The 25,035-nt window shown below is 69.5% G+C and carries 22 protein-coding genes; 13 read left to right on the top strand and 9 right to left on the bottom strand.

Going from position 1 to position 25,035, the window contains the following annotated elements; genetic code table 11:
• The first annotated feature begins 66 nt into the window (after positions 1-66).
• From E3T55_RS15140 to E3T55_RS15125, 4 genes are all read left to right on the top strand, one after another.
• Entirely contained in the window at positions 67-1,050 is a 984-nt protein-coding gene (locus tag E3T55_RS15140) for a type IV toxin-antitoxin system AbiEi family antitoxin domain-containing protein (RefSeq protein WP_134520380.1), read from the top strand.
• Between the two features lie 655 nt (positions 1,051-1,705).
• Positions 1,706-3,814: an amylo-alpha-1,6-glucosidase gene (locus tag E3T55_RS15135; protein WP_134520379.1), complete on the top strand. Its 2,109-nt coding sequence runs from the start codon at positions 1,706-1,708 to the stop codon at positions 3,812-3,814.
• Between the two features lie 124 nt (positions 3,815-3,938).
• The gene (locus E3T55_RS15130; RefSeq protein WP_241993085.1) at positions 3,939-4,607 is read left to right on the top strand and encodes an HAD hydrolase-like protein; all 669 of its coding nucleotides are present in this window, start codon (positions 3,939-3,941) and stop codon (positions 4,605-4,607) included.
• A 227-nt stretch (positions 4,608-4,834) separates the two neighbouring features.
• The gene (locus tag E3T55_RS15125) at positions 4,835-6,427 is read left to right on the top strand and encodes a hypothetical protein (RefSeq protein WP_134520378.1); all 1,593 of its coding nucleotides are present in this window, start codon (positions 4,835-4,837) and stop codon (positions 6,425-6,427) included.
• A 61-nt stretch (positions 6,428-6,488) separates the two neighbouring features.
• Here E3T55_RS15125 and hxlA read toward each other — a convergent pair whose 3' ends face one another.
• Positions 6,489-7,112: a 3-hexulose-6-phosphate synthase gene (gene hxlA, locus E3T55_RS15120; protein ID WP_134520377.1), complete on the bottom strand. Its 624-nt coding sequence runs from the start codon at positions 7,110-7,112 to the stop codon at positions 6,489-6,491.
• A gap of 58 nt (positions 7,113-7,170) precedes the next feature.
• Positions 7,171-7,797 (bottom strand): 6-phospho-3-hexuloisomerase, encoded by a 627-nt coding sequence (gene hxlB / locus E3T55_RS15115; RefSeq protein WP_134520376.1) that lies wholly within the window; start codon positions 7,795-7,797, stop codon positions 7,171-7,173.
• A gap of 137 nt (positions 7,798-7,934) precedes the next feature.
• On the opposite strand from hxlB, the gene E3T55_RS15110 reads away from it, so the two are divergent.
• Positions 7,935-8,765 (top strand): LuxR C-terminal-related transcriptional regulator, encoded by an 831-nt coding sequence (locus tag E3T55_RS15110; RefSeq protein WP_134520375.1) that lies wholly within the window; start codon positions 7,935-7,937, stop codon positions 8,763-8,765.
• 25 nt (positions 8,766-8,790) lie between these two features.
• Positions 8,791-9,468, top strand: coding sequence for a class I SAM-dependent methyltransferase (locus E3T55_RS15105; protein ID WP_134520374.1), 678 nt, complete (start codon positions 8,791-8,793; stop codon positions 9,466-9,468).
• 186 nt (positions 9,469-9,654) lie between these two features.
• On the opposite strand, the gene E3T55_RS15100 is transcribed toward E3T55_RS15105, so the two are convergent.
• Entirely contained in the window at positions 9,655-10,488 is an 834-nt protein-coding gene (locus tag E3T55_RS15100; RefSeq protein ID WP_134520373.1) for an SDR family NAD(P)-dependent oxidoreductase, read from the bottom strand.
• Between the two features lie 133 nt (positions 10,489-10,621).
• Here E3T55_RS15100 and E3T55_RS15095 point away from each other — a divergent pair, with 133 nt between their 5' ends.
• The 5 genes from E3T55_RS15095 (at position 10,622) to E3T55_RS15075 (ending at position 16,950) form a co-directional block, all read left to right on the top strand.
• Complete coding sequence (locus tag E3T55_RS15095) at positions 10,622-11,563, top strand: ABC transporter ATP-binding protein (protein ID WP_241993084.1); 942 nt, start codon at positions 10,622-10,624, stop codon at positions 11,561-11,563.
• A gap of 49 nt (positions 11,564-11,612) precedes the next feature.
• A complete protein-coding gene (locus tag E3T55_RS15090) occupies positions 11,613-12,659 on the top strand; it encodes an aliphatic sulfonate ABC transporter substrate-binding protein (protein WP_134520372.1) in 1,047 nt (348 codons plus the stop codon).
• A 72-nt stretch (positions 12,660-12,731) separates the two neighbouring features.
• A complete protein-coding gene (locus E3T55_RS15085) occupies positions 12,732-13,565 on the top strand; it encodes an ABC transporter permease (RefSeq protein WP_134520371.1) in 834 nt (277 codons plus the stop codon).
• Positions 13,562-15,679: an acetate--CoA ligase gene (acs, locus tag E3T55_RS15080; RefSeq protein ID WP_166791800.1), complete on the top strand. Its 2,118-nt coding sequence runs from the start codon at positions 13,562-13,564 to the stop codon at positions 15,677-15,679. The genes E3T55_RS15085 and acs overlap by 4 nt, the downstream gene beginning before the upstream one ends.
• Positions 15,680-15,783: 104 nt before the next feature.
• Complete coding sequence (locus tag E3T55_RS15075; protein WP_134520370.1) at positions 15,784-16,950, top strand: cation:proton antiporter; 1,167 nt, start codon at positions 15,784-15,786, stop codon at positions 16,948-16,950.
• Between the two features lie 55 nt (positions 16,951-17,005).
• On the opposite strand, the gene E3T55_RS15070 is transcribed toward E3T55_RS15075, so the two are convergent.
• Positions 17,006-17,401 carry a sortase gene (locus E3T55_RS15070; RefSeq protein WP_134520369.1) on the bottom strand — a complete coding sequence of 132 codons (396 nt, stop codon included), beginning with the start codon at positions 17,399-17,401 and terminating at the stop codon, positions 17,006-17,008.
• Positions 17,402-17,541: 140 nt separating this feature from the next.
• On the opposite strand from E3T55_RS15070, the gene E3T55_RS15065 reads away from it, so the two are divergent.
• Positions 17,542-18,534: an LLM class F420-dependent oxidoreductase gene (locus E3T55_RS15065; protein WP_134520368.1), complete on the top strand. Its 993-nt coding sequence runs from the start codon at positions 17,542-17,544 to the stop codon at positions 18,532-18,534.
• A 7-nt stretch (positions 18,535-18,541) separates the two neighbouring features.
• Here E3T55_RS15065 and E3T55_RS15060 read toward each other — a convergent pair whose 3' ends face one another.
• Together E3T55_RS15060 and E3T55_RS15055 are read right to left on the bottom strand one after the other, a co-directional pair.
• Positions 18,542-19,036 carry an SRPBCC family protein gene (locus tag E3T55_RS15060; RefSeq protein ID WP_134520367.1) on the bottom strand — a complete coding sequence of 165 codons (495 nt, stop codon included), beginning with the start codon at positions 19,034-19,036 and terminating at the stop codon, positions 18,542-18,544.
• Complete coding sequence (locus E3T55_RS15055) at positions 19,033-19,428, bottom strand: ArsR/SmtB family transcription factor (protein ID WP_134520366.1); 396 nt, start codon at positions 19,426-19,428, stop codon at positions 19,033-19,035. Before E3T55_RS15055 ends, E3T55_RS15060 begins: the two co-directional genes overlap by 4 nt.
• 82 nt (positions 19,429-19,510) lie before the next feature.
• Between E3T55_RS15055 and E3T55_RS15050 the strand changes: the two genes are divergently transcribed.
• Entirely contained in the window at positions 19,511-20,728 is a 1,218-nt protein-coding gene (locus tag E3T55_RS15050) for a methyltransferase (RefSeq protein ID WP_134520365.1), read from the top strand.
• A gap of 88 nt (positions 20,729-20,816) precedes the next feature.
• On the opposite strand, the gene E3T55_RS15045 is transcribed toward E3T55_RS15050, so the two are convergent.
• The 3 genes from E3T55_RS15045 to E3T55_RS15035 form a co-directional block, all read right to left on the bottom strand.
• On the bottom strand, positions 20,817-21,815 hold the full coding sequence (locus E3T55_RS15045) for an endonuclease/exonuclease/phosphatase family protein (protein WP_134520364.1): 999 nt from the start codon (positions 21,813-21,815) through the stop codon (positions 20,817-20,819).
• A 545-nt stretch (positions 21,816-22,360) separates the two neighbouring features.
• Complete coding sequence (locus tag E3T55_RS15040) at positions 22,361-23,155, bottom strand: DNA alkylation repair protein (RefSeq protein ID WP_134520363.1); 795 nt, start codon at positions 23,153-23,155, stop codon at positions 22,361-22,363.
• A 27-nt stretch (positions 23,156-23,182) separates the two neighbouring features.
• On the bottom strand, positions 23,183-24,721 hold the full coding sequence (locus E3T55_RS15035; protein ID WP_134520362.1) for a hypothetical protein: 1,539 nt from the start codon (positions 24,719-24,721) through the stop codon (positions 23,183-23,185).
• Positions 24,722-25,035 lie beyond the last annotated feature (314 nt).

The raw sequence follows: 25,035 nt of genomic DNA, 5'->3' as shown, positions 1-25,035 counted from the left end.
CACGAGTTGTGCACAGATGATCCGCATGCCGGGCAGGAATCTGCATCCTCTGCCACTCTGTCCGCCATGGACCCTCTTGAGCTCGCCCGTCAGTCCCTGATTCTCACCTGCGACTCCGTCGCTATCGGGCGCGATGACACTCGCCTGAGCCGGGCCGTGAAGCGTGGCACCTTGGTGCGTCTCAAGCAGGGTGTCTATCTCGACCGCGAACTCTGGGCTCCCCTCGGCAACGCCGATCGCCACCGTCTGCTGGCCACGATCGCCGAACGGCTGGCCGGACCGGGGCTGGTCTTTTCACACCAGACTGCGGCGGCCCTGATCGGGCTGCCGGTGCTCGGCCGCTGGCCGGACCGAGCACATGTGCTCAAAGAATGCGCGACCGGCGGCCGATCGACGACCGTGCTCAACTGCCACACCATCGGGCTCCGGGACGTGCCCGTCACCACGATCGGCACCCTGACCATGACGTCCCCGGCGCGCACGGTCATCGATCTTGCGGCGAGCGCTCCCTTCGACGTCGCTGTCATCGCAACGGATGCCGCCCTGCACGCAGATCGACGCACCCGGCAGTTTCTCACCACCAACGAGGACGTGCGCGAACTGATCGAGCGGATGTCGCCGTTCCGCGGCCTGAAGCGCGTTCTGGCCGTGCTCGACGCGAGCACGCCGTTATCCGAATCGGTCGGGGAATCCCTGTGCCGCATCATTATCGCCGAGCTGGGCTTTGCCGAACCGGAGCTACAGGCAGGACTCCGCGATGCCGACGGCTTGATCGGGTTCGCCGATTTCACGTGGCAGCTCGCGAAGGTGATCCTCGAATTCGACGGCAAGATTAAGTACCTGGACGCGCGATTCCGCGGCGGGCTCTCGTCCGATCAGATCGTGGTCATCGAGAAGCTGCGCGAGGACCGGCTGCGCGCGCTCGGGTATCTGGTCGTCCGGGCGACCTGGGACGACCTCGTCGATCCGACCCGGTTGCTTCGACTGCTGACACAGGCCGGACTCGTTCCCGTCCGGGCGACACGCATCATCCGTCGCGACTGGCTGTGATGCTGCCCTCGGCGGCAGGCCGGTCGCAGCGGCTCGCAGAGGCTCGCTCGTCGCCCGGAGGCTGGAGGCACGCCCTCGACCCGCGAGCCTCTGCGCTGATGCGCCCACAACCTGCAGTTGCGCCTGGGTGCTGCACCCGGTTGAGCGCCCACAGCTGCACATGCACCGCTTTTCTGCAGGCCACCACGGTCGTGCGCCCAGAAACTGCACGTGCGCCCGTCATCGCGGGCGCACGTGCAGCTTGTGGGCGCATGGGCCAAGCCTGCCGCGCGTTTCCGGCGCAGAAGCAGCTTTCGGGCGCAGCACTTCAGGGCCGGGAGCCGCGCGCGCGGGAGCCGCGGAATCCGCTCGCAGCACAGCACAGCACAGCACGTCACAGCACAGCAAGTCAAGGCAAGGCAAGGCGCAGCACGTCACGGCACGTGTTAAATGTGCTTTTCGCTGCTCAGGACTCGGGGAGCAGGTGTCGCGGGCAGCGGTTGCCGCGGCCCGGGAGGTCGGGAGGTCGGAGGTCGGAGGTCGGGACACCGGCTACTCTTTTCGCCGCCACGGTAGTGTTCATGATGCGCTTCTGGAAGAGGAAGAGCATCGCGGCGACCGGGATCGTCACAGCCGTCGGTTCCGTCACCGACCAACGAGGAGTCGGGGCCGACCCATGACCGCAGCAACAAGCGCCGAAGCCCCCACCGCCCCACGCCAGCCGCTGATCCACGCCGAGACCCTCGTGCTGCGGGCGCCGACCCAGGCCTGGTCGGCCGCCGACGGCTCGATGGGGACCTCGCCGATTCACGGCTGCTTCTTCTCTGATACGCGACTGGTCGCATCCGTCGCGGTGCAGGTCGGGGCCGAGGCCGGCGAACTGATCGCGACCGTGCCGCACGGCGCCGACTCGATCACCTTCGTGAGCCTGCAACGCCACCTCGACGACGCCAGGCCCGACCCGCGGGTGCGCACCCTGCACACCCGCACGGCCACGATCACGGGGGTGACGGACACGATCGTCGTCTCGAGCAACCTGCGCGAGCCGATCGAGACCGTTGTCACGGTCACCCTTGCCGCCGACCTCAGCACCATGGACCACATCAGGAGCGGCCTGCCGGCGCTTCCGATGCCCGCCGTCACGCTGAACGGCGACCGGGCGGCGAGCTGGGCCAGCGACTCGCTGACCGTGAATCTCGCGATCGAATCGGGCACCCTCACCCAGCTGCCCGGCGGCGAGCTGCGCCTGAGCTGGGCGGTCACCGTACCGGCCCGCGGCGAGGTACGCGTGGGCTGGCAGATCGAGGCCGCCGACACCCGCGCGGTCGTGCGCGGCGTCGAGGGCGCCCCGAGCTGGAGCGTGCCCGCCGTGAAAACCGCCGATGACCGCCTCAACCGCTGGCTCAGCACCGCGCTCTCCGACCTTGATGCGCTGCGCCTGACCACGACCGCGCACCCCGACGAGGTCTTTCTCGCCGCCGGAGCGCCGTGGTTCTTCACGCTGTTCGGCCGGGACTCGATCTGGGCGGCGCGCATGATGCTGCCCCTCGGCACCGAACTGGCCGGCGGCACCCTGCGCGTACTCGCCGCCCTGCAGGGCACGGCGACCGTGCCGGACACGGCCGAACAGCCCGGCAAGATCATGCACGAGCTGCGCCGCGACACCCTCGAAATCCACGGTGCGGGCCTCATCCTGCCACCCCTCTATTACGGCACCGTCGACGCGACCCCGCTCTGGGTCTGCCTGCTGCACGACGCCTGGAAATGGGGCCTGCCCGAGACCGAGGTGCGCGCCCTGCTGCCGAACCTGAAAGCCGCCCTCAGCTGGATGCGCGACTTCGGTGACGCCGACGGCGACGGCCTGCTCGAAGACCGGCCGCTGAACTGCGCCGACGAGACCGGTCACGGCCTCTCGAACCAGGGCTGGAAGGACTCCGGCGATTCGGTGCAGTGGCAGGACGGTTCGCTCGCCGAGGGCCCGATCGCGCTCTGCGAGGTGCAGGCCTACGCCTTCGAGGCCGCCATGAACGGCGCCGACCTGCTCGACCACTTCGCCCGAATCGACGGCGCCGCGCCCGGCGGCGATGAGTGGCGAGTCTGGGCATCCGCTCTGCAGAAACGGTTCACCGAGGCCTTCTGGGTCGACTCCCCGCAGGGTGCGTACCCCGCGATCGCCCTCGACGCGGCCAAACGCCCGGTCGACACGGTCACGAGCAACCTCGGGCACCTGCTCGGCACGGGCTTGCTGACCGCCGAGCAGCGCACGCTGGTCGCCCGCCGGCTCGTCTCCCCCGAGATGAGCAGCGGTTTCGGCCTGCGCACCCTCAGCACCGAGGCGACCGGATACTGGCCGCTCAGCTACCACGGCGGCAGCGTCTGGACCCACGACACCGCGATCGCCATCACCGGGCTCGCCAGCGACGGCTTCACAAGCGAGGCGAATACCCTGATCAGCGGCCTACTTGCGGCGGCGGCCGGCTTCGATTACCGCATGCCGGAGCTGCACTCCGGTGACAGTGCCGCGACCCTGCCACACCCCATCCCCTACCCAGCGGCCTGCCGCCCGCAGGCCTGGTCGGCGGCGTCGGCGGTGGCCGTGCTGGCGAGCGTTCTGGGCCTGGCGGCGGATGCCCCGGGCGGCGTTCTCGGAGTCTCCCCCGCCGCCGAGGGCCTCGCCCCGCTCACCGTCGCTGGCCTGCGCTTTGCGGGCGCGACCGTGTCGCTGAGCATCAACGCCGAGAACGAGGTGAGCGCCGCCTCGGGCGCCGCAATCGAGGTGCGCTGACCGGGGGTTCTGGCGCTGGACCCGATGCCTCCGGAATTGGGGGTCGCCCGCCCCTCGACGGGGGCTTGCACGGTTCTTCGCGAGTTCCCCGCGAGTTCCCCGCGAGTTCACCTAGGATAGGCGAGTGAATCCCACCCTGACGCGCACCTGGAGCGCCATCCTCTTTGACCTCGACGGAACCATCACCGATTCCGCCCCGGCCATCACCAGCTCACTGGCCCGCACCTTCGCTCTGCTTGGCCGCCCTGTTCCCTCCGAAGTCGAACTGCTCGCCTACGTCGGCCCACCCATGATCGCGGCCTTTCAGGAATATGCCGGCATGACCCTCGCCGAGGCCACCGCGGCCCGCGCCGTCTACCGCACCGAGTATCAGGGCGCCGCCTCGCTCGACACGGCCGTCTTTCCCGGCATCGCCGGCCTGCTCGAACGCATCCACGCCGCCGGAATCCCGATTGCGCTGGCCACGAGCAAGCCCGAACTCAGCGCCATCGAAATTCTGACCCACTTCGAACTCACCCAGTACTTCACGGTCGTCGTGGGGGCCTCGGAAGACGAGGTGCGCAGTGCCAAGGCCGACATCGTCGCCGAAGCGCTCAGCCGCCTCGACGCCACTGGAGCGAACATGAGTGCCCCGGTGCTGGTCGGCGACCGCATCTACGACGCCGAGGGCGCCGCGGCGAACGGCATCCCGGCGATTCTCGTCGAGTGGGGCTACGGCTCCCCCGCCGAAGCTGGCGAGGCCACCGCCGTCGTGCACTCCACCGACCAGCTCGCCAAGCTTCTGCTCGGCTAGCCCCGCCCCGCAGCCCCCACCGATCTGCCTGCTCGCGCAGCCGGATCGGTGGGGGCTTTTTCGCGCCCGGTCTGGGGGTGTCGGGTCGGCCCGGCGTGCCCCTAGCATCCGACTAGTCCTCATAAAGGGGGACAATTTTCGGCTCCGGTTCCGGCGAGCGCAGCACCCAGCACACCCGTGCCTGGTTGCTCTTTTGCGAACCGTCCCCTCGAAGAAACGGTTCCGTCGTGAGAGCAGCACACGTTCCCCACCGCCCGGCACGCGCGATCGTGCGCTCCGCGAGCATCCTCTGCCTGACGGCAATGCTCGGCTCGCTGGCCGCCTCGCCGGCGATGGCCGCCAGACACGACGTGGCCACGGCATCCGTCAATTGGCAGTTCGTTGACGACGTGACCGGCATCATCGGCGACGCCGCGGCCCATGACAACGTCGGCGACCTGATTGGGTGGACCTCGGACGCCTTCGACAGGTTCGGGCAGCTGCGGGTCACCGAACCGGGCACCGGACAAATCTGGGATTTCGTCGCCAACAGCAGCACGAGCACCGTGATCGACGGCGAAACCGCCGAGTGGGTGCTGACGGGAAGCCCGGCCTGGGCCGGCTTTGACTACGCCGTCACCCTGACGCTGACGATGCAGGGAAATTCGGCGCGCTGGGCGTATGCCGTCACCGGCGGCGCCGTGACCGCGGCGCCGGTCGAGCCCCTGGTCGTCGACGGCGAGCCGGCACTCGCGCCGGCCGCCGTCGTCGGCCCGGGCCTCACCGTCGACTTCCGCGGCGAACTGGGATCCGACGATGCCACTCGATACACGGTCAACGGCACGACGCTCATGTCCGACGACGGCGGCTACGGCGACGCCGCCGCCACCGACCCAGTGCTCGGCTACGCGGTCACGACCGACGGCGCCTTCACGGGGTGGACCGCCGTGCCGGGCACCGACGTACCGCAGGCCACAGCGACGGGCGTCACACACTTCACCGTCGACCTCGTGTACGCCGACTACAACTCCTGTGGCTTCGCGGCCGCTCAGTCGCTGGTGATGTCGCTGCTGCCGAACCTGCCGGCCCGGTTCGGCGAGGTGCACCCCGCCACGGGTGATTGCCTCGCCTTCGACCCCGTCACCCTCGAGCTCGGAGCACTCGTGGATCAGGTTCTCACCTTTGCGGTCGACCCGATGCTCTCTGCCGACGGGTTCTTTCTGGACCCGATCGACGTCGTCGTCGCGGAGCTGCCCGCCGGGCTGGACTACACGGCAGAACAGAATCCGACCGATCGGTCGATCGTGATTCATCTGATCGGCACCCCGACGCAGCTCGGCGATTTCACGGCCTCTACGGTGTTCTCGGTACCCGGCGCCACCCAGAATCAGCGAGCCGCCGCGGCCCTGCCCGGGTCGACGCCGGTCTACGGTTCGATCGCCTTCCGCATCGTGCCCGCGGCCGTCATCGTGGTCGTACCGCCGGTCACGACCCCGGTCACGACGCCGCCCGCAACGCCACCGACAACGACGCCGCAGCCCGTCGTCGACCCGACGCCGACCGCAGACCCCTCGGGCGCTCCGACGGTTACGCCCGCGGTGACACCGGTTGCAACGCCCACCGTGACACCCACGGTGACGCCGACCGTGTCCATCGTGACCGCCCTGCCGACGGTCGATGCGCCGGCGACCGCGGCGGCGGCATCCGCTCTGCGAGCGCTGCCGACGACCGGCATCGATCTGGGGCGCAGCCTCGGTTTCGGCATCCTCGCGATTCTCGGCGGTGTTCTCGCCCTGACCGCGCTCGCGCTGCGCTCCTACGCCAGGGTCGCTCGCGAGTAGCCCCTCGAACGCACGAGTGCCGCCCCGCTGAAGCGGGGCGGCACTCGATCACGCGATCAGACTAGATGATGGCGGCGCGCAGGGCGGCAGCAGCAGCAGCCGGGTCCTCGGCGCCGTAGATGGCGCCACCGGCGACGGCGACGGATGCTCCGGCGCGCTGCACCGAGGCAATGGTCGCCAGGCTCACGCCACCGGCGAGGGAGAACGGGACCTTCGAGGTCTCGCCCTGGTTCAGCAGGCCTTCGAGCGAGAAGCCGGCTTCGGCCTGCTCGTCGAGACCGGCGTGCATCTCCACGAACTGGGCGCCGAGGGCGGTGACCTCACGAGCACGGGGGACCTTGTCGGCGACGCCGATGAGGTCGACGACGATGCCCTTGCCGTGCTTGGTGGCCGCGGCAACGGCCCCGACGATCGTGCTGTCGCCGGCCGTGCCGAGCACGGTGACGAGGTCAGCGCCGGCGGCGAAGGCGATGTCGGCTTCGAGCTCGCCGGCATCCATCGTCTTGAGGTCGGCGAAGACGATCTTGTCGGGGTGGGCGGCCTTGATCGCGGTGACGGCGCGCAGGCCCTCGGCCTTGATCAGCGGGGTGCCGAGCTCGATGATGTCGACGTAGGGGGCGACCTGGGCGGCGAGGGTGAGGGCGGCGTCCGTGGTGAGAACGTCCATTGCAACCTGAAGCTTCATGGGGATCTTCTTTCTGTTGGTGGTGCGAGGTTCGAAAAATGCGGTAGAAGCTGGGGGCCTACTCGAGGTTGGCGTGGCGCGGCCACAGCTCGTCGGCGCTGGCACCGGATTGCTGCCAGAGGCTGTGGAACAGGGCGTCGCCGAGCAACGTCACGACCTGCTCGAAGAGCGCGCCGGAGTACTGAGCGCTGATGTTTCCGTCGTGGTCGGTCTTTTGGGCGGCCGGAACGACGATCGTCACGTCGGCCAGCTCGGCGAGCCGGGACCGGGGCGCGGTCGTGACTGCCACGATCTCGGCGCCGACGGATGCGGCGGTGTCGGCCGCCCGCACGATGGCGCCGGTCGTGCCCGAGCCGCTTGCCACGAGCAGCACGTCGCCCGCGGTGATGGCCGGGGTCGTGACGTCACCGACCACGTGCACGTCGAGGCCGAGGTGCATGAGCCGCATCGCGGTCATGCGCAGGGCGAGTCCGGAGCGTCCGGCACCGAGCACGAACACCCGGTCGGCACTTCGAAGCCGCACGGCGGCCGCGTCGAGCGCCGAGTCGTTCCGGGCGACGAGGGTCGCGATCACGTCGCGTACCTCGTCGGTGATCAGCGCGAGCGACTCGGCAACCGACGGGGTCGACGCCGTGCCGGAAGCGCTCGTCGCGCCGGGGGTCGAGGTGGTGCTCTGCGTTGCCATGTCCCTATCCTCAATCTTTTCGAATGGGTTCGCAGCCCGCCGAATGAACGGTTTACCTAACCAAACGGGTAGGTTGCGCACGAACTTTCAGCTCCAGCGGGTAGTCAGGGTAGGGGGTGCGCGGCTAGGGTCGAACCATGACTTCTGCAGCCGCGCCCGCGCATCCGCTTGATTCACGCACGGCGGCTGCCGAACGCACCAAGGTGATCGCCGACCTGACGGATGCCCACTCCACGACCCTGGAATCGCTGCTGGCGATTCTGCGCTCACGCGACACGGGAGACGCCGCCGCGCGCCAGCAGGCCACCGACCTGGCCGCTGCCGCGATGGTGCAGCTGCGCGCCGTCTCTGACCGCGATCGCGTGCTGACCGAGGAGCCGGTAGCCCGGGCGTTCGAGCGGCTGCGCGACGACCTGCGGCCGCTCGTGCGCTTCGGCGACCTCGACGTGCAGTTCATCGAACCTCCCGTCAACGGCCGCGCGCTGCCCGGCGAGGTTGCCCAGGCGGCGCGGGCGATCGTGCGGGGGGCCGTGCTGGCCCTCGTCGAACAGCCGGGCGTGGCCCGGGTGCGCGTGCAGTGGGACTGCGACGGCAGCAACCTGCTCATTCACATTCGCGATGACGGCCCCGGCGCCCTGACCCCCGAGACGCCGAGCGTCAGCCAGCTCGCGGCGCGCGTGCAGGCACTCAACGGCAGCCTGCAGATGGAGGCCACGCCCGGTTGGGGTTCGGAGATGTCGGTGGGCCTGCCGCTCGACGCGCCGGCCGCGACCGTGACGGCCGCGGCGGCCTGGGGGCTCAGCCCGCGGGAGCAGGGCGTGCTCGCGCTCGTCGCCTCCGGTGCCCGCAACCGGGCGATCGCCGAAACACTGCTGATCAGCGAGAACACGGTCAAGTTTCACGTCGCCAATCTGCTGCGCAAGGTCGGCGCCTCGACCCGCGCCGAACTGGCCGCCCTCGCGCGGTGAGTACAGCCGCTGCCAGACTGGGCGCATGGACGCGAGCGAGTGGAACGAACGATATCTGAAGGCCGGCGCCGCAGATGAAGCGCGGCTCTGGTCGGCCGTGCCGCCGCTGTTGCTGCAGCAGTCCGCGGCCTCCTGGCAGCCTGGCCGGGCGCTCGACCTCGCGACCGGTGACGGCCGCACCGCCATCTGGCTCGCGGCCGCCGGGCACGCCGTGACCGCGGTCGATTTCTCGGCCGAGGCCATCAACCAGGCCCGCGGGCATGCCGCGAGCGCCGGAGTCGAGGTCGACTGGGTCGTCGCCGACGCGCTCTCGTGGGCATCCACGCAGACCTTCGACCTGGTTACGATGCTCTACCTGCACCTGCCGTCACCCCTGTTGCGGCAGGCCCTGGCGGATGCCTTCGCCCGCCTCGCTCCCGGCGGCCAGCTCTTCGTGCTCGGCCATGACCGGGGAAACATCGCGGCCGGAGCGCCCGGCCCGCGCGACCCGGAGCTGCTCTACACACCCGAACTGCTGGCATCCGCTCTCGATCCGGCCTGCGTGCTGCGCTGCGAGACGGTGCGCCGCGACCTGGCCGTCGACCCCGAGGCTGCGATGAAGCACAACTCCGGCGCTGCGTCGGGCGAACCTTCGGTCGTGCCCGAAGCGGATGCCCCGCGTTACGCCCTCGACACCGTCCTCGTCGCGCGCGCTGCGGCCTGACCCCCGCGGCTACGCGGTACTGGCCCCGCCAGGAGCTGCGCGATACTAACGCCGCTGCGCGGTACGCGCGCCTACCGCGCAGCGGCGCAGCTACCGCGTAACTCGCCTAAGCGCGCCACCGATGCCGCTCCACCACCACGGGCCACCTGCTCGGGCCCCGCCTCAGCGTCTGCCTCGGCGTCTGCCTCAGCGTCTGCGGCGCGCGGAAGACGGGCCGACGCCCGACGCGAGGGCGTCGAGCACGGGCCGCGGCAGCACGCTGCGCAGGGCGCGCGCGAGTCCGACCGTCCACGGCAACACGAGCATCGGCGACCCGGCGAGCATGGCCCGCCAGACCCGGTCGACGACGTAGGCCGGAGCGAGCCGAGGCATCAGCCAGTTGCTGCGCGGAACGTGGTCGAGGCCGGCCACCATGCCCGTCGAAATGTAGCTCGGGCACACGGTCGTGACCTTGACGTGCCCGTAGCCCTCGGTGACCAGCTCGAGCCGCAGGGTGTCACTCCAGGCGATCACCGCCGCCTTCGAGGCCGCATACACGCTCAGCTGCGGCGCGTTGAGCACCCCTGCCGCCGAGGCGATGTTCACGATGCGGGACTCGCGCGACGCATCCGTCAGCATCGCGGGCAGAAATTCGCGCGTGATGTACATGGGGGCCAGCCCGTTGATCTGCATGGTGGCCCGGGTGTCCTCGCCGTTGCTGTGGTCCCAGAACAGTGCGGCGCGCGCGATTCCGGCGTTGTTGATGACCACATCGGGGTCGCCGACCTCCGTGCGCACGCGCTGCGCGGTCTGGGCGATCGCGCCGAGGTCGCTGATATCCACGACGTACGGCGCGATCTGGGTTCCGGCCGCGGCCCGCTGCACGAGGGCGGCAGTCGTGGCGGCGAGGGCGGCGGAATCCCGATCCCAGAGGATCACGGCGGCGGCGCCCTCGGCCACGGCCCGCTCCGCGTACAGGCGCCCCAGCCCCTGGGCGGCACCGGTGATCAGCACGCGGGCTCCGGAAACGGTTCGGCTCATACCCCCATCATCGCAAGAGTTGGCCCGTTGTTCTATTACGCCCCGTTTCGCGCGTCACTACGCGCACACACGCTCCTGAGTACGGTCGATCTCAGCCCCGCACTCCCGACCCGTTTCTGAAAGGAAGTTTCTCGTGTCCAACGTCGCCACCGCGATTGCGCCCGCAGCGCCTCCCGTGCATCGGGCCGGTCCTGCGGACAACACGTCTTTCGCCGTCGAGTTCGCCGACATCGGCCGCTCCTTCGCCGCGAAGCCACAGCACAACTCCCAGCCCGGCAGCCAGCGCGGCGCCGCTGCCCGCCCGGTGCTGCGCGACGTGTCGCTCACCGTGCAGCCCGGCGAGGTTCTGGCCATTCTCGGCACCAGCGGATGCGGCAAGTCCACTCTGCTGCGCATCGCCGGCGGCCTCGACGAGCCCAGCACCGGAAGCATCCGCATCGACGGGTCGCCGCTGAACGGAATCGATGCCCGCTGCGCGGTCGGTTTTCAGGAACCACGGCTGCTGCCGTGGCGCACGATCGCGGCCAACGTGGCGCTCGGCCTTCCGCACCGAATCGGCCGCGCCGCCGGCAACGCCCGCGTCGCCGCCCTGCTCGAGCTCGTGGGGCTCACCAGCTTCGCCGACCACCGCCCCCGCGCGGTCTCCGGCGGTATGGCCCAGCGCGCCTCGCTCGCCCGCGCCCTCGCCCGCAATCCCGGCGTGCTGCTTCTCGACGAACCATTCGGCGCACTGGATGCGCTCACCCGGCTCAAGATGCAGGACCTGCTGCTCGACGTGCACGCGGCGGCACCGACCACGATTTTGCTCGTCACGCACGACGTCGACGAGGCGCTGCAGCTGGCCGATCGCATCATTCTGCTCGGCGCCGACGACGATGCCGATGACATGGCCGGCGGCCGCACCGGCGCCACCATCGTTCAGGAGCTCACCGTTCCCGGCGGCCGCCCCCGCGACCGGGGATCGGCGGAACTCGCCGAACTGCGCGGCCGCCTGCTGGCCGGCCTCGGCATCGACCGGCACGGCCAGGCCCGCGGCGTCGCCGCGACGACGACCATCCCACACTTCCCGTACTGACCCTTCCCCGCCTTCCCGGCCGCCCGACCCCACAGCCAGAGAGAAAATCATGACCAACCGACGCATTTCCGCTGCCCTCATCGCCGGCGCCGCCGCGGCCGCCCTGCTGCTGACCGGCTGCGTGGCCGGCGAGAACGCCCCGGCGCAGGGTGCCGCCGCCTCCACCGGCGACGCCACCGTCACCACCGGCGGCGAGCTCAACATCGACTTCGCGACCTACAACCCGCTCTCGCTCGTGATCAAGGAGAAGGGCTGGCTCGAAGATGCCCTCGCCGAGCAGGACATCACCGTGAACTGGATCCAGTCGGCCGGCTCGAACAAGGCCAACGAGGCCCTGCGGGCCGGCGCCATCGACGTGGGTTCGACCGCGGGCTCCGCAGCGCTGCTGCACCGGTCCAACGGATCGCCCATTCAGGTCATCGACATCTACTCCCAGCCCGAGTGGGCCGCGCTCGTCGCCGCCGACGGCTCGGAGGTCACCTCCGTCGCCGACCTCGCCGGCAAGCAGGTCGCCGCGACCCTCGGAACCGACCCCTACTTCTTTCTGCTGCAGGCCCTTGAGGCCGAGGGGCTCAGCCAGGACGACGTCACCATCCAGAATCTGCAGCACGCCGACGGATGGTCCGCCCTGCAGAGCGGATCCGTCGACGCCTGGGCCGGACTCGACCCGATCATGGGCGCCGCCGAAGGGGCCGGAGCCGAGCTGTTCTACCGCGAGGTTGACTTCAACAGCTATGGCTTTCTCAACGCCACCGAGGCCTTCATCGCCGAGAAGCCCGATGTGGCCCAGACCGTCGTGAACGTCTACGAGCACGCCCGCGCCTGGGCGCTCGAGAACCCCGAAGAGACCGCCCAGATTCTGGCCGACGTCGCGGGTATCGACCTCGCCATCGCCACAACGGTCATCACCGAACGCACCAACCTCGACGTCGACAACGTTCCCGGCGACGCTCAGCTCACGGTGCTCGAGAAGATCGGCCCGACCTTCGTCGAAATCGGCGACGTGCCGAGCCAGGACATGGTCGATGAGGCACTCGACACCATCATCAACGACACGTTCGCGACCAAGGCCGACCCGACGGTCGTCAGCGACTAGCCACCAGCTCGTCGACCACCACCCAGACCGGCACCCTCGAGCCCAGCCCCGGGAAGAGAGAAGGACACCACCGTGACGCAGACCCCGATTGCGGCGCCGGCCACGCCCGGCACCGCGCACACCGCGCGGCCCGCCCGCCGCGCGGCGTGGACCTCCCGTCGCGGACCGGTCATTCTCGGCGGCGCGCTGCTGCCACTGGCCATTCTGCTCGTCTGGCAGCTGAGCATCACGCTCGGCCTGGTCAGCGTGACGCAGCTGCCCTCACCGGCCATGGTGCTGCTCGCCGCGGTCGACCTCTCGGAGCGGGGCCTGCTCACGCTGTACGTGGCCATCTCCACCCAGCGGGTTCTCATCGGCTTCGCGATCGGCGCCTCGCTCGGCGTTGCCGCCGGCGCCCTCGTCGGGCTCTCGCGCAGCGCCAACGTGCTGCTCGCCCCGACGCTGGGCGCCATTCGCGCCGTGCCCTCACTGGCCTGGGTGCCGCTGCTGCTGCTCTGGCTCGGTTTCGGCGAACAGCCCAAGATCACGCTCGTGGCCATTGGCGCGTTCTTTCCGGTGTACACGACCGTGTCGCTGGCGCTGCGCCACGTCGACCAGCAGCTCGTCGAGGCCGGGCGCGCGTTCGGTCTGGGCGGCATCCGTCTGTTCACGGCCGTGCAGTTGCCCGCCGTGATTCCCTCGGTGATCTCGGGCCTGCGGCTCGCCCTCGTGCAGGCCTGGCTTTTTCTCGTCGCGGCCGAACTGCTCGGTGCCTCGATGGGCCTCGGATTTCTGCTCTCGGAATCGGGCGGCAACGGGCGCATCGACCGCATCATTCTCGCCATCGTTCTGCTGGCCGTGATCGGCAAAATAACGGATGCCGTTGTCGGCATATTCGAAAAATGGGCCAATAAGAAGTGGGCATGAACACCATGAGCACCAGCACCAGCACCAGCACTGAGAACGAGAACGAGAACGAGAACGAGAACGAGAACGACGCGAGCACCCACCCCGACCTCACCGAACACACCATCCGCAACCTGTCCACCGAGCACCGCCGTTACCCGGCCCCGGCCGCCTTTGCTGCCCAGGCCAACGTCGACGCGAGCGAGTGGGAGCGCGCGGCGGCCGATCCGATCGCTTTCTGGACGGAGCAGGCGGCCCGGCTCGATTGGGCCGAGCCCTGGCACACCGACCACACCTGGCAGCCAGCCGTCACCGGCCCAGACGGCGAGCTCTCGGTGCCGCGCGCGGAGTGGTTCGCCGGCGGCAAGCTCAACGTCGCCGTGAACTGCGTTGACCGGCACGTCGCGGCCGGCAACGGTTCCAAGGTCGCATTCTACTTCGAGGGCGAACCCGGCGACCGCCGCACGATCACCTACGCCGACCTCGAGATCGAGGTCAAAAAGGCCGCAAATGCCTTGACCGCGCTGGGAATCGTGCAGGGCGACCGGGTCGTGCTGTACCTGCCGGTCATTCCCGAGACCATCATCATCACCCTCGCGATCGCCCGCATCGGCGCGATCCACTCGCTCGTCTTCGGGGGATTCTCGGCCGAGGCGCTGCGCTTTCGGGTCGAAGACACCGGCGCCAAGCTGCTCGTCACGACCGACGGCCAGTACCGCCGCGGCAAGGCCGTGCCCGTCAAGGCCGCCGCCGATGAGGCCGTCGCCGGCGTCGACTCGGTCGAGCACGTACTCGTGGTGCGCCGCACCGGCGACGCGACCCCCGACATCCCCTGGACCCCGGGCCGCGACGTCTGGTGGCACGACACGGTCGATGTCGCCTCCGAAACCCACGAGCCCGAATTCTTCGACGCCGAAACCCCGCTGTTCATCATCTACACCTCGGGCACCACCGGCAAGCCGAAGGGCCTCGTGCACACGAGCGGCGGCTACCTCGTGCACGCGAGCTGGAGCCACTGGGCCGTCTTCGACGCCAAGGCGAGCGACGTGCACTGGTGCACCGCCGACCTGGCCTGGGTCACCGCGCACAGCTACGTACATTACGGACCGCTCTCAAACGGCACCACCTCGGTCCTCTACGAGGGAACCCCGAACACCCCGCACCCGGCGCGGCACCTCGAAATCATCGAGCGCTACGGTGTCACGACCTATTACACGGCGCCGACCCTGATTCGCACGTTCATGACCTGGTTCCCCGAGGGGCTGCCCGCCGAGTACGACCTGTCGAGCATCCGCCTGCTCGGCTCGGTCGGCGAGGCCATCAACCCCGAGGCCTGGGTCTGGTTCCGCGATAATATCGGTGCCGGTACGGCGCCGATCGTCGATACCTGGTGGCAGTCAGAGACCGGTGCGACGATCATGTCGCCGCTGCCCGGCGTGAGCACCCTCAAGCCCGGATCGGCCCTGCGGGCCATCCCCGGTCTCTCGACCCTCGTCGTCGACGATGCCGGCCGGCAGGTGCCTTTCGGCTCCGGCGGCTACCTCGTGATCGACGGCATGTGGCCGGGCGTGGCCCGCACGGTCTGGGGCGACCCCGAACGCTACCGCGACTCCTACTGGGCTAAATTCGCCGATCAGGGCTACTTCTTCTCGGGCGACGGCGCGAAGTACGACGAAGACGGTGACATTTGGCTTCTCGGCCGGGTCGACGACGTGATCAACGTCTCTGGCCACCGCCTGTCGACGATCGAGATTGAATCCGCCCTGGTGGCGCATCCGCTCGTGGGCGAAGCCGGCGTCGTCGGAGTGGCCGACGCGACGACCGGCGAGGGCATCGCGGCGTTCGTGATTCCCGCCACGGCGCCCGAGACCGAGCACGACGTCGCCGCCTGGCTTGCCGCCGCGGCCGAACTCGCCCCGGTGCTGCGCGCCCACATCACCCACGAGATCGGTGCGATCGCCAAGCCCCGCGACGTCTTCATCGTGCCCGACCTGCCGAAGACCCGCTCGGGCAAGATCATGCGGCGCCTGCTCGGCGACATCGTCGACGGCCGCCCGCTCGGCGACGTCTCGTCGCTGCAGGACGATTCCGCTCCGCGCCGCATCGCTGAGATCGTGCGCGCAGCCCAGGCCTGAGTCGGGACTACGCTCGACCTAGAAGGGGTCAGCATGCCGCACAGCAGTGTGAAGCGGATGCGGCGCGCCGCCGGGCAGCCCGGCCCCGGCCGTGGGGTGCCCCGGTGACGTTCCAGGCCTTGGCGCTCATCTCGGTCGTGGCGCTGCTCGGCCCGCTGCTCGCGCTGCCGCGACGGTGGCGGCTGCCGGTCGTCGTCGGCCAGTTGCTCGCCGGAGTGCTGATCGGCCAGACCGGCTTCAACCTGGTCGACGCCGGCGACCCCACCTTCACCCTGCTCGCCAATGTCGGGTTCGCCCTGATCATGTTCGTCGCCGGAAGCCATGTTCCCATTCGCGACGAGGCGATCCGCTCGGCCCTGGGTCACGGAGCGGTCAGGGCCGGCGGGGTCGCTCTCGTCGCGGTGGCCCTCGGGGCGGGCACGGCGTTCGTCTTCGGCACCGGCCATGCACCGCTCTACATCGTGCTGCTCGCCTCGTCGTCGGCGGCGCTCGTGCTGCCGATCGTGGACTCGCTGCGCCTCGGCGGGCCTCAGATACTGGCGATGACCGCGCAGGTGGCCATCGCCGACATCGCGGCGATCGTCACCCTGCCGCTCGCGATCGACCCGCCCAATGCCGGCCGCTCGGCCCTCGGGGCGGTGCTCGTGCTCGCGGCCGCCGTGCTGCTGTACCTGTTGCTGCGACGCCTGGAACTCACCGGCGCCCGGCTACGGATGCACCGACTGTCGTCCGCCCGCAAATTCGCGCTCGAGCTGCGTATCCAGCTGGCCATTCTCTTCGCTCTCGCCGCCCTCGCCGTCTACACCCAGGTGTCGATCATGCTCGCCGGCTTTGCCTTCGGGCTGGCGGTCGCCGCCGTCGGTGAGCCGCGCAGGCTGGCCCGCCAGCTGTTCGCCCTCGCCGACGGGTTTCTCGGTCCGCTGTTCTTCGTCTGGCTCGGCGCCTCGCTCAACCTGCGCGACCTCGCCGGCCACCCGCAGATGATCGTGCTCGGCCTCACCCTCGGCGTCGGCGCTCTGATCACCCACGCCAGCGCCCGGTTGGCACGCCTGCCGCTGACACTCGGGCTGCTCTCCGCCGGGCAGCTCGGCGTGCCCGTGGCCGCGGTCGCGATCGGCACTGCGTCGAACCTGCTGCTGCCGGGCGAGGCCGCGGCGCTGATTCTGGGCGCGCTCATCACGATCATCGTGGCCTCGGCGAGCAGCGCCCGAGCGGCCGACAATCCGCGTTTTCTGCCGGCCGACCCGCCGCCATCCGCTCCGGCCGTGTAGCCGTGTAGCCGTGTAGCCGGGCGTGCGGAGCCCCAGCCGCGCAGCGCAGCGCAGTTCAGAGAAACATCAGCACGATGCCGAGCACGGCGGCGGCCACACCGATACCGAGCAACACGAGTCCGATCACCCGAAAGGCCTTGCCGTCGAGGGCCGGGTCGTGGGTGCGGCACCGATCCGGCGAGCGCCGCCGAAACCAGACCAGCACGTCTTCGCCGGGCGCCAGCTCGTGGGTTTCATGCGTGTCGGCGGGTCGTTCGTGCACATCGCCTTCGTGGTCGTACCAGCGGATGACGTGGGTCGGCAGTGCCGCGGCGATCACCGCATCCGTTCGCACCCAGCGACCGCTGATGCCCCGCACCGAGAGGCCGACAGCGTAGAGGGAGCCACCCACGAAAAGACCGATGAGCGTAAGGATTTCGCTAATGATGCCGGCGAATTCGAGCCCGCTCACGTGACCTCTTCTGGCTTGGAAAACTCTGGATCTGTGGCCCGGGCAGACAAGCCCGGTAGTCAAATCGTAGTCGGAGTGACCGGCCGCACGAACGCACGACCGTGCGCGCGAGGCCAGAGGCCGGCCCGTAGGCTCGAGTCATGAGATTCGGACTGTTCGTTCCCCAGGGTTGGCGTCACGATCTGGTCGGCATTGAGCCGGCCGCGCAGTGGGCGGCGATGAGCGGTCTGGCCGCCCATGCCGATGCCGCCGAATGGGAATCGATCTGGGTCTACGACCACTTCCACACCGTACCGGTGCCGAGCGAGCAGGCCACCCACGAGGCGTGGTCGCTCATCGCGGCGTTCGCCGCGACGACCAGCCGCGTGCGCCTCGGTCAGATGTGCACCTGCATGAGCTACCGCAACCCCGGATATCTCGCCAAGGTCGCCACGACGGCCGACATCATCTCGGGTGGTCGCGTCGAGATGGGCATCGGGGCCGGTTGGTACGAGCACGAATGGCGCGCCTACGGCTACGGATTTCCCCGGGCCGGCGAGCGCCTCGCGCGCCTCGATGAGGGCGTGCAGATCATGAAGCAGGCCTGGAGCACGGGCACCGCCACCCTCAATGGCGCGCACTACCAGATGAACGGTGCCATCTTTCAGCCGCTGCCGCTGCAGCCGGGCGGCATCCCGATCTGGATCGCCGGCGGTGGCGAGAAGGTCACCCTGCGCATCGCCGCGCAGCACGCGCAGTACACGAACTTCGACGGCTCCCCCGAGGGTTTCAGCCACAAAAGTGAGGTACTGCGCGGGCACTGCGCGGCCCAGGACACCGACTTCGACGCCATCACGCGGTCGTCCAACTACAACACCGTGATCGGGTCGACCGAGGCCGAGGTCGCCGAACGCCTCGATGCCATCGAAGCGCGCGTGACCCCGTACCTCGGCGCTGAGGGCGCGCGGGGGTTCATGGCCGAGTACCGCAGCGGCGACGCGCTCGGCGTCGGCACCCCTGAGCAGATCACGGAGCGCCTGACCGGCATGCAGGCCCGCGGGCTGGGTTACGCGATCCACTACTTCCCCGAGGCGGCCTACGACCGCTCCGGCATCGAGCTTTTTGAGCGGGAGGTCATGCCGGCCCTGCGCTGACCCGGGCTCACTGAACGGCGCGCTCGGCTTCGAGCACGGCGTCGAGACGGTCGTAACCCTCAGCCATACCACCCTCCATGCCGCTCTGGGCCATGCCGTCGCGGGCCTCCTGGCTCGGGTAGGTGCTGTGTCCGACCAGCCGCGTCCGGTCGCCGCCGAGGTCTTCGAAGCGCAGCGTTTCGATGCTGACCACGTCGGGAAAGCCCTCGAACTCAAAGGTCTGAATGATCAGCTCGTTCTCGCGGGCCACGTGGAAGACCCCGTTGAAGGCGTAGCTCTCGCTCTCGGCGCCGTCGCTCTGCACGAAACGGAACCGGCCTCCGGTGCGCAGCTCCCAGACCTCGATGCGCATCGAATAGACCGCCGGGCCGAGCCACAGCTTCACGAGGTCAGGGTCGGAGTGCGCGCGGTAGACCGCGCTGATCGGGGCGTCGAACTCGCGCGTCCAGTCGATGAACGGAACGCCGCCGGGAACGGTGAGGGTGAGGGGATGTGTGCTCATGTCGATCTTCTCCTTGGGTTCGGTTCTTGCGGGATCGTACTCAGTGCGGCCAGCAGGCCGTCAAGGCGACGAAACTGCTGTTCATGAATCAGCCGGTAGGTGTCGATCCAGGCGGTGAGCTCTTCGAGGGCGTGTGCATCCAGATGCACCGGCCGGCGCTGAGCATCGCGGGTGCGGGTCACGAGGCCGGCCTGTTCGAGCACCTGAATGTGTTTGGAGACCGCCTGCGTCGATACGCGAAAGGGCTCGGCCAACTCGGTGACGGATGCCGGCCCTCGGCTCAGGCGGGCAATCATCCGTCGTCGGATCGGGTCGGCCAGGGCCGCGAAGGCCCGGTCGAGCCGATCGTCCTCGCTCTCGCTCGCGTTGTCGGGCTCGGAACCGACCACCATTATTCAACCAACTCCTTGATCAACCATTCGGTTGAATACGAGATAAATCGAGTCTTGCGGCGCGTCAAGGGACAATGGGGAAATGTCTTCCGCCCCGTTCGCCACGTCCACAGGCGCCGCCCGCATCCACTGGACCGAGGCCGGCGTCGAGCGCAGCGCGCTCTGGCGGTCAGAGAGCGGCTTCGTGGCTCCGACCCGGGTCGCGGTCGTCGACGATACCCTGACGGCGGATGCCGCCCTGCGCCTGATCAAGGCCGGCACCGGCCTGCTGTGGCGCGGCGATTATCACAATGCCCGGCAGCTGCTGCAGGCGCTGGGCCGCAGGATCGACGGCGGCCGTCGCCCGAAGGACGCCGACCTCACCCAGGCCTTTCGGCGTCACCGCACCGAGGCCGCCCGCCGGGCCGAGTTGCTCGGCCTGTTGCTCGTGCCCCTCGACGCCGACCTGGGCGTGGCCTTGCGGCGTGCGCCCGACGTGCGCGAGGCCTGCGCCGAGACCTGGGGCGCCCCCTCGAACGCCTCGAACACCTCGGACGCGTCGGAGGTGTCAGAGGCGTCAGAGGCCTCGGTGACGTCGCTGCGGGAGCTCATCGGCATCGTGGGCGCGCACGAATGGCGCCGCAAGGGCGTGGCCATCCCGGCGCTCGACGACCGCATCCACGCGCACTACGGAGTGTTTTCCCCGGTACGCGGCGAATACCTCGACCTGGTCGCGACGGCTCCGCTGCCGGAGCAGCCACACGCCCTGGTTGCCTTCGACATCGGCACGGGCACCGGCGTGATCGCCGCGATCCTCGCCCGCCGCGGAGTGGCGCACGTTGTCGGCACCGACCAGTCGCCGCGCGCCATCGCCTGCGCCCGCGACAACCTCGCCCGCCTCGACCTCGACGACCGCGTCGAGGTTGTCGATGCCGACCTGTTTCCGACCGGCCGGGCCGACCTCGTGGTCTGCAACCCGCCGTGGATTCCCGCCTCCGCCGTCACCGCGACCGACCACGCCGTCTACGACCCCGACAGTCGCATGCTGCGCGGGTTTCTGGGCGGCCTCGCCGACCACCTGCTGCCGCACGGTGAGGGCTGGCTGATCATCTCCGACATCGCCGAACGGCTGGGCCTGCGCTCCCGCAGCACACTGCTCGACCTGATCGACGCCGCGGGGCTGACCGTGGTGTCGCGCCTCGACACCCGCCCGACGCATCCGCGGGCCGCTGACCCGAGCGATCCGCTGCACGCCGCGCGCGCCGCCGAGGTCACCTCGCTCTGGCGCCTCGCCGCCGCCGTACCATTCGACGGACTGTGACCCACAAGAGCAGTGGGGGGCCACAAGACACGCGAGAGCGCATCAAACACCGTCGAATGGTACGGGGGCGGTCAGCCCCGCGGGCCAGCTAACGCAGGGTGACGAGGATGCCGCGGTGGTCGCTGCCGTTGGCCGGCAGCACCTCGCTCGACACCGGATCGAGACCGCGCACGAGGGCGTGATCGAGGCGCGCGATCGGAAACGCGCTCGGCCACGTGAAGCCGAGGCCCACGGTACTCGTGCCGACATCCGTCACCGTGTCGGTCAGCCGGGCGAAGGCGCGGTCTGTCGTCGCGCTGTTGAAATCCCCGATCACGACGATGCGCTCGGCCACGTCGGCGGCCAGGGTCAGGCGCAGTTCGCGCAGCATCTCGTCGCGCTGGGATTTCTGGCCCGGACGAATCGAGTCGAGGTGCACGACGTAGACGCGGGTACGGCCGGCGTCGGTGTCGACATCGACCCACAGCGCGCGCGTCCAGCCGAGCCCGAGGTCGAGGCTGCGGGAGTCCAGAATGGGGGTTGTGCTCCAGAGTCCGATGGTGCCGACGATCGTGCTGAACGGATGCGTCGGGTCGAGCCCCGCCGCGACGGCCGCCTGCGACGCCGCGTCGAGTTCCTGGATGGCGATGACGTCGGCGCCCGTCGCCGCGAGGTCGTCCGCAACCTCGCCGGCGCGTGCGTTGCCGGCTTTCACGTTTTCACTGGCCACCGTGAGCGTGCCGCCCGATGCCGAGCCGGAATCGCCCTGCGGCAGAATCGACGGCACGAACAAGAGCGCCCAGACGAGGGCGGCGGCCGCCACGGCGAGCGCGGCGAGTCGCGAGAATCGGCGCACGACGAGGGCCGCGAGCACCACGATCGGCAGGCCCAGCCAGGGCAGCAGGGACTCCGCGAGCGACGCGTAGCCGCCGAGGTTCGGTACCAGACCGTGCAGCAGCAGCAACTGCATCACCACGAGGGCCAGCACGCTGAGTGCGATGCCGGGTTCGCGGCGACGCAGGCCGAAGCCCGGCACTGCCGCGTACCGCGCGGCGATCAGCGCGGCGGGGTCCGGCGCGCGCTGGGGATCGAAGGTCGGGTCGGGCACCCCTAAGTATTCACTGATCCGGAGGCGTTTCCGTGCACCCGGCAGTCGCCGGAGTCGCCGGAGTCACCGATTCGGGCGCGTCGGCGACGACGGGTGGCTCCGTGGCCACCGCGAGCCCGGTCTCGGCCGCCGCGTTCTCGAAGCTACCGACATCCGTCACGTCGGTGAACCCGAATTCGAGCAGCCGGTCAGCGCGAGAACAAGCAGGGCAACGGATGCGATCAGTCTCTTCATGAGGCGGCTTTCTGCAGTGCGACAGGGCCACCGAGCCGCACACCCTCACGCTAGCGCCGCTCGGCGCTCCGTGCTCGGTCCGTGTACCCGGCTGCTGGTATAAACCCAGCGCGCCATCCCCGGGTTTAGGCCAGGGACTTGATATTCGGGCCCCGCGGCCCGCACTGGGGGCGCGATGCAGGGGCACGGTGCAGGGGGTACGGCGCTGGGGGCACAGCGCTGGGGGCACGGTGCAGGCGGCACCGGCACAGGGGGCGCCGGTGCTCGCGGGTGCCGCCACGCTCAGACAGCCGGTCGATGCGGCACCCCGATCAGCGCCGCGCGCGATAGGCCGCGCGCACGGCCGGGTCGAGGTGCTCGGTGGCGTAGCTGAGCGCCGTGCGCGGCATCCGCGCCGCGTACTCGTCGAGAAAGCCAAGCAACAGCGCGCGCTCGATGCGTTTGCCAACCTCGCGCAGCATCCAGCCCACCGCCTTGTGCATGAGGCTTTCGCGGTCGCCCAGCAATCGGGCGGCGAGCTCCAGGGTCGTCGTGGCATCGCCGCGCATGATCAGGCCGAGGCTGCCGACCATGGCGACCCGGCGTTCCCACAGCGAGTCGCTCGCGGCGAGTGCGAACATCACGTCGCGGGGGCGGTCGAACAGGTACGCGCCCACGAGGGTCGGCGCCGAGCAGTCGACGAGGTCCCAGTTGTTGACCCGGCCGCGGCGCACGGCCGACAGGTAGAACGCCGCGAGCCGGTCGCGTTCGGTGTCATCCCGGCCTCCCGCAGCGCCCGCCCGGTCGAACTGCCCGACCAGCACGAGCAGGGCCGCGAGACGGTGCTCGTGCACGGCGCTGTCGAGAAGTGCATCGAGCTCGATCGGCGGCAGCGCGCCGAAGGGCCTGATCAGCTGACGGATCACCGGAACCTTGAGGCCGACGAAGACGTCACCCTCGCCGTATTGCCCTGGCCCGGTCTGAAAGAACCGCGCGACCCCCACCGCCAGCTCCGGGTCGGCGCGGGCGGCAAGCGCCGCCCGCAGGCCCGCCGCGGTCGGCTCTGCCCCCCTCGGGGCGGCGGATGCCGCGGGTCTGGTCGGGCGGGCGGGCGCGGCATCCGTCATCTGGGCACTCTAACCCGCCCAGGCCGCTCAGCTCTTCTCGACCGGTTCGTCATCCGGCAGCTGGAAGGCGCTCAGCCCGGCGGCACCCCCGACGACGTAGATGCCGTCATCGGCGTGTGACCCGGCCATCAGTACGCTGCCCCGGGAGAAGGTACCCGCGACGGGAGCCCGTTGGGCGTCGCAGGCGAAGAGATTCTGGCCGGTCCGGTACGGATTGACGGATCCGCCATGCGTTCTTTCGACTTCGAAGGTGTTCGCGTCGAGGGTGCCGCGATCGACGGCACAGGCGTAGACGCCCTCACTCGGCGCCGGCAGGCTATCGCCGGTCGTCAGGTCAACAATCATCGGCACCGTGCCGATCATGAGCACCCGCTGGGCCGCATTGCTGAAGAACGTGTTGTTGCGGGAGGTGAGGCTCCCCTCATCGGCGCCCAGCGGAACGGTCCAGCGAGTCTTGCCGGTCTTCTCGTCGACCCCGATGAGGTCAACATCGAGGTCGTCGTAGGTCGACGCATCATCGTTCCCGTCGATGACATGCAGGGTGCCGGAGTTGATGCGGCACATCGGAACGATCTTTTCGTCAAGCACGAAGGGATACTCGGCCGCGGGACAGCCGAGCTGAACGCCGTCGAGCGACCACGCAATGTCACCGGAATCCCGGCGAACGCCGACCGTGCGTACCGCAGTGAGATCGCGAAGGTAATCCGCCGCGTCCTCACTGCCCCGGTTGAATCCGTGACCGATCACGATGTCGGCCGAACGCCCCCATCCCCATGCCCAGCCCTGATCCGAGCTGGAGTTCGGTCCAAAGTAGTCCCGATACGGTCTCTGCCAGGCAATGGCACCGTCTGCGCTGTAGCCGAGCAGTTCGGTCCCGTCCGGCGCGGTGACAAAGACCCCATCGGACAGGATTTCTCCCGAGACAGGGGCGGGCACTTCGGTGTCGACACTGAGTCCACCGGTTGCGACATCAACGCGAAACGATCGTTGGTCGGCGTCGATCTCGGCCCAGGTCCACCCGGTAAAGCAGATCCCCTGCGCGCCCGAACACGCGCCGGGCCGATCGGAGACCCACAGCGCTCCCCAGTCGTGAGCCAGTGCTACTCCGGTCAGAGCGTCTGCGATCACCAATTCCTGCCAGCCAAAGTGACTGCCGGCCTCATCGCGCAGGTACGGCACGAGAAGAGTGTCGCCCACCAGCACGGTCGTGGCCTTGAGCTCGACTGCGTGCGATTGCACCCCGGGAACCGCAGCGTGCCGCCACAGCTCGGCGCCCGACGCGGCATCCCACGCCGCGATCTGCAGGCCCGTCGCGCTGCGAACGTACGAGACCACGACCTCGCTTCTGACCGCCGGAGTGCCAACCAGGTCGGCCGTGACGCTCCACACGGGGTCGATCGGCGTGCTGTATTCGACCGCGAGGGCCAGCACGGCGGCCTTCTCGGCAGCGACGGCGGCCTTCTCGGCCTCGGCCGCCGTATCGGTACAGCCGCTCAGGGCGAGACTGGCCAACAGGGTGACGGCGATGAGCGTCGCCGCGCGCGCGAGGGGGGTGAGTGTGGGCACGGTACCTCCAAGGTTTTCGGTCACGAGAACGGCTGGCCGATGTGATCGTGCCATGTTCGGGGGCCACGAAACCGATGCCGACACAATCTGTGGATAACTCACCCGTGGAAAACTTTCCGGCGGCGGTGCGGGCAGCTCTCGGAGGGCGGCGACACAAATCGGCAAGTGACGGCGAAAAACGGCGCGATCACCGCGCCCGGCGCACGATTACCCGCACGGTTGCACAAGAAAACGCCGGGCCTGCCCGGATAGCCTGAAGGTGGCCCCTGCGGCCACCCCGCCGCACCCGCGGCATCCACGAGGACGGGAGGTTT

This window comes from Cryobacterium frigoriphilum (genome assembly GCF_004403305.1).
Taxonomy (GTDB): domain Bacteria; phylum Actinomycetota; class Actinomycetes; order Actinomycetales; family Microbacteriaceae; genus Cryobacterium; species Cryobacterium frigoriphilum.
This window is presented reverse-complemented; position numbering and strand designations above follow the sequence as displayed.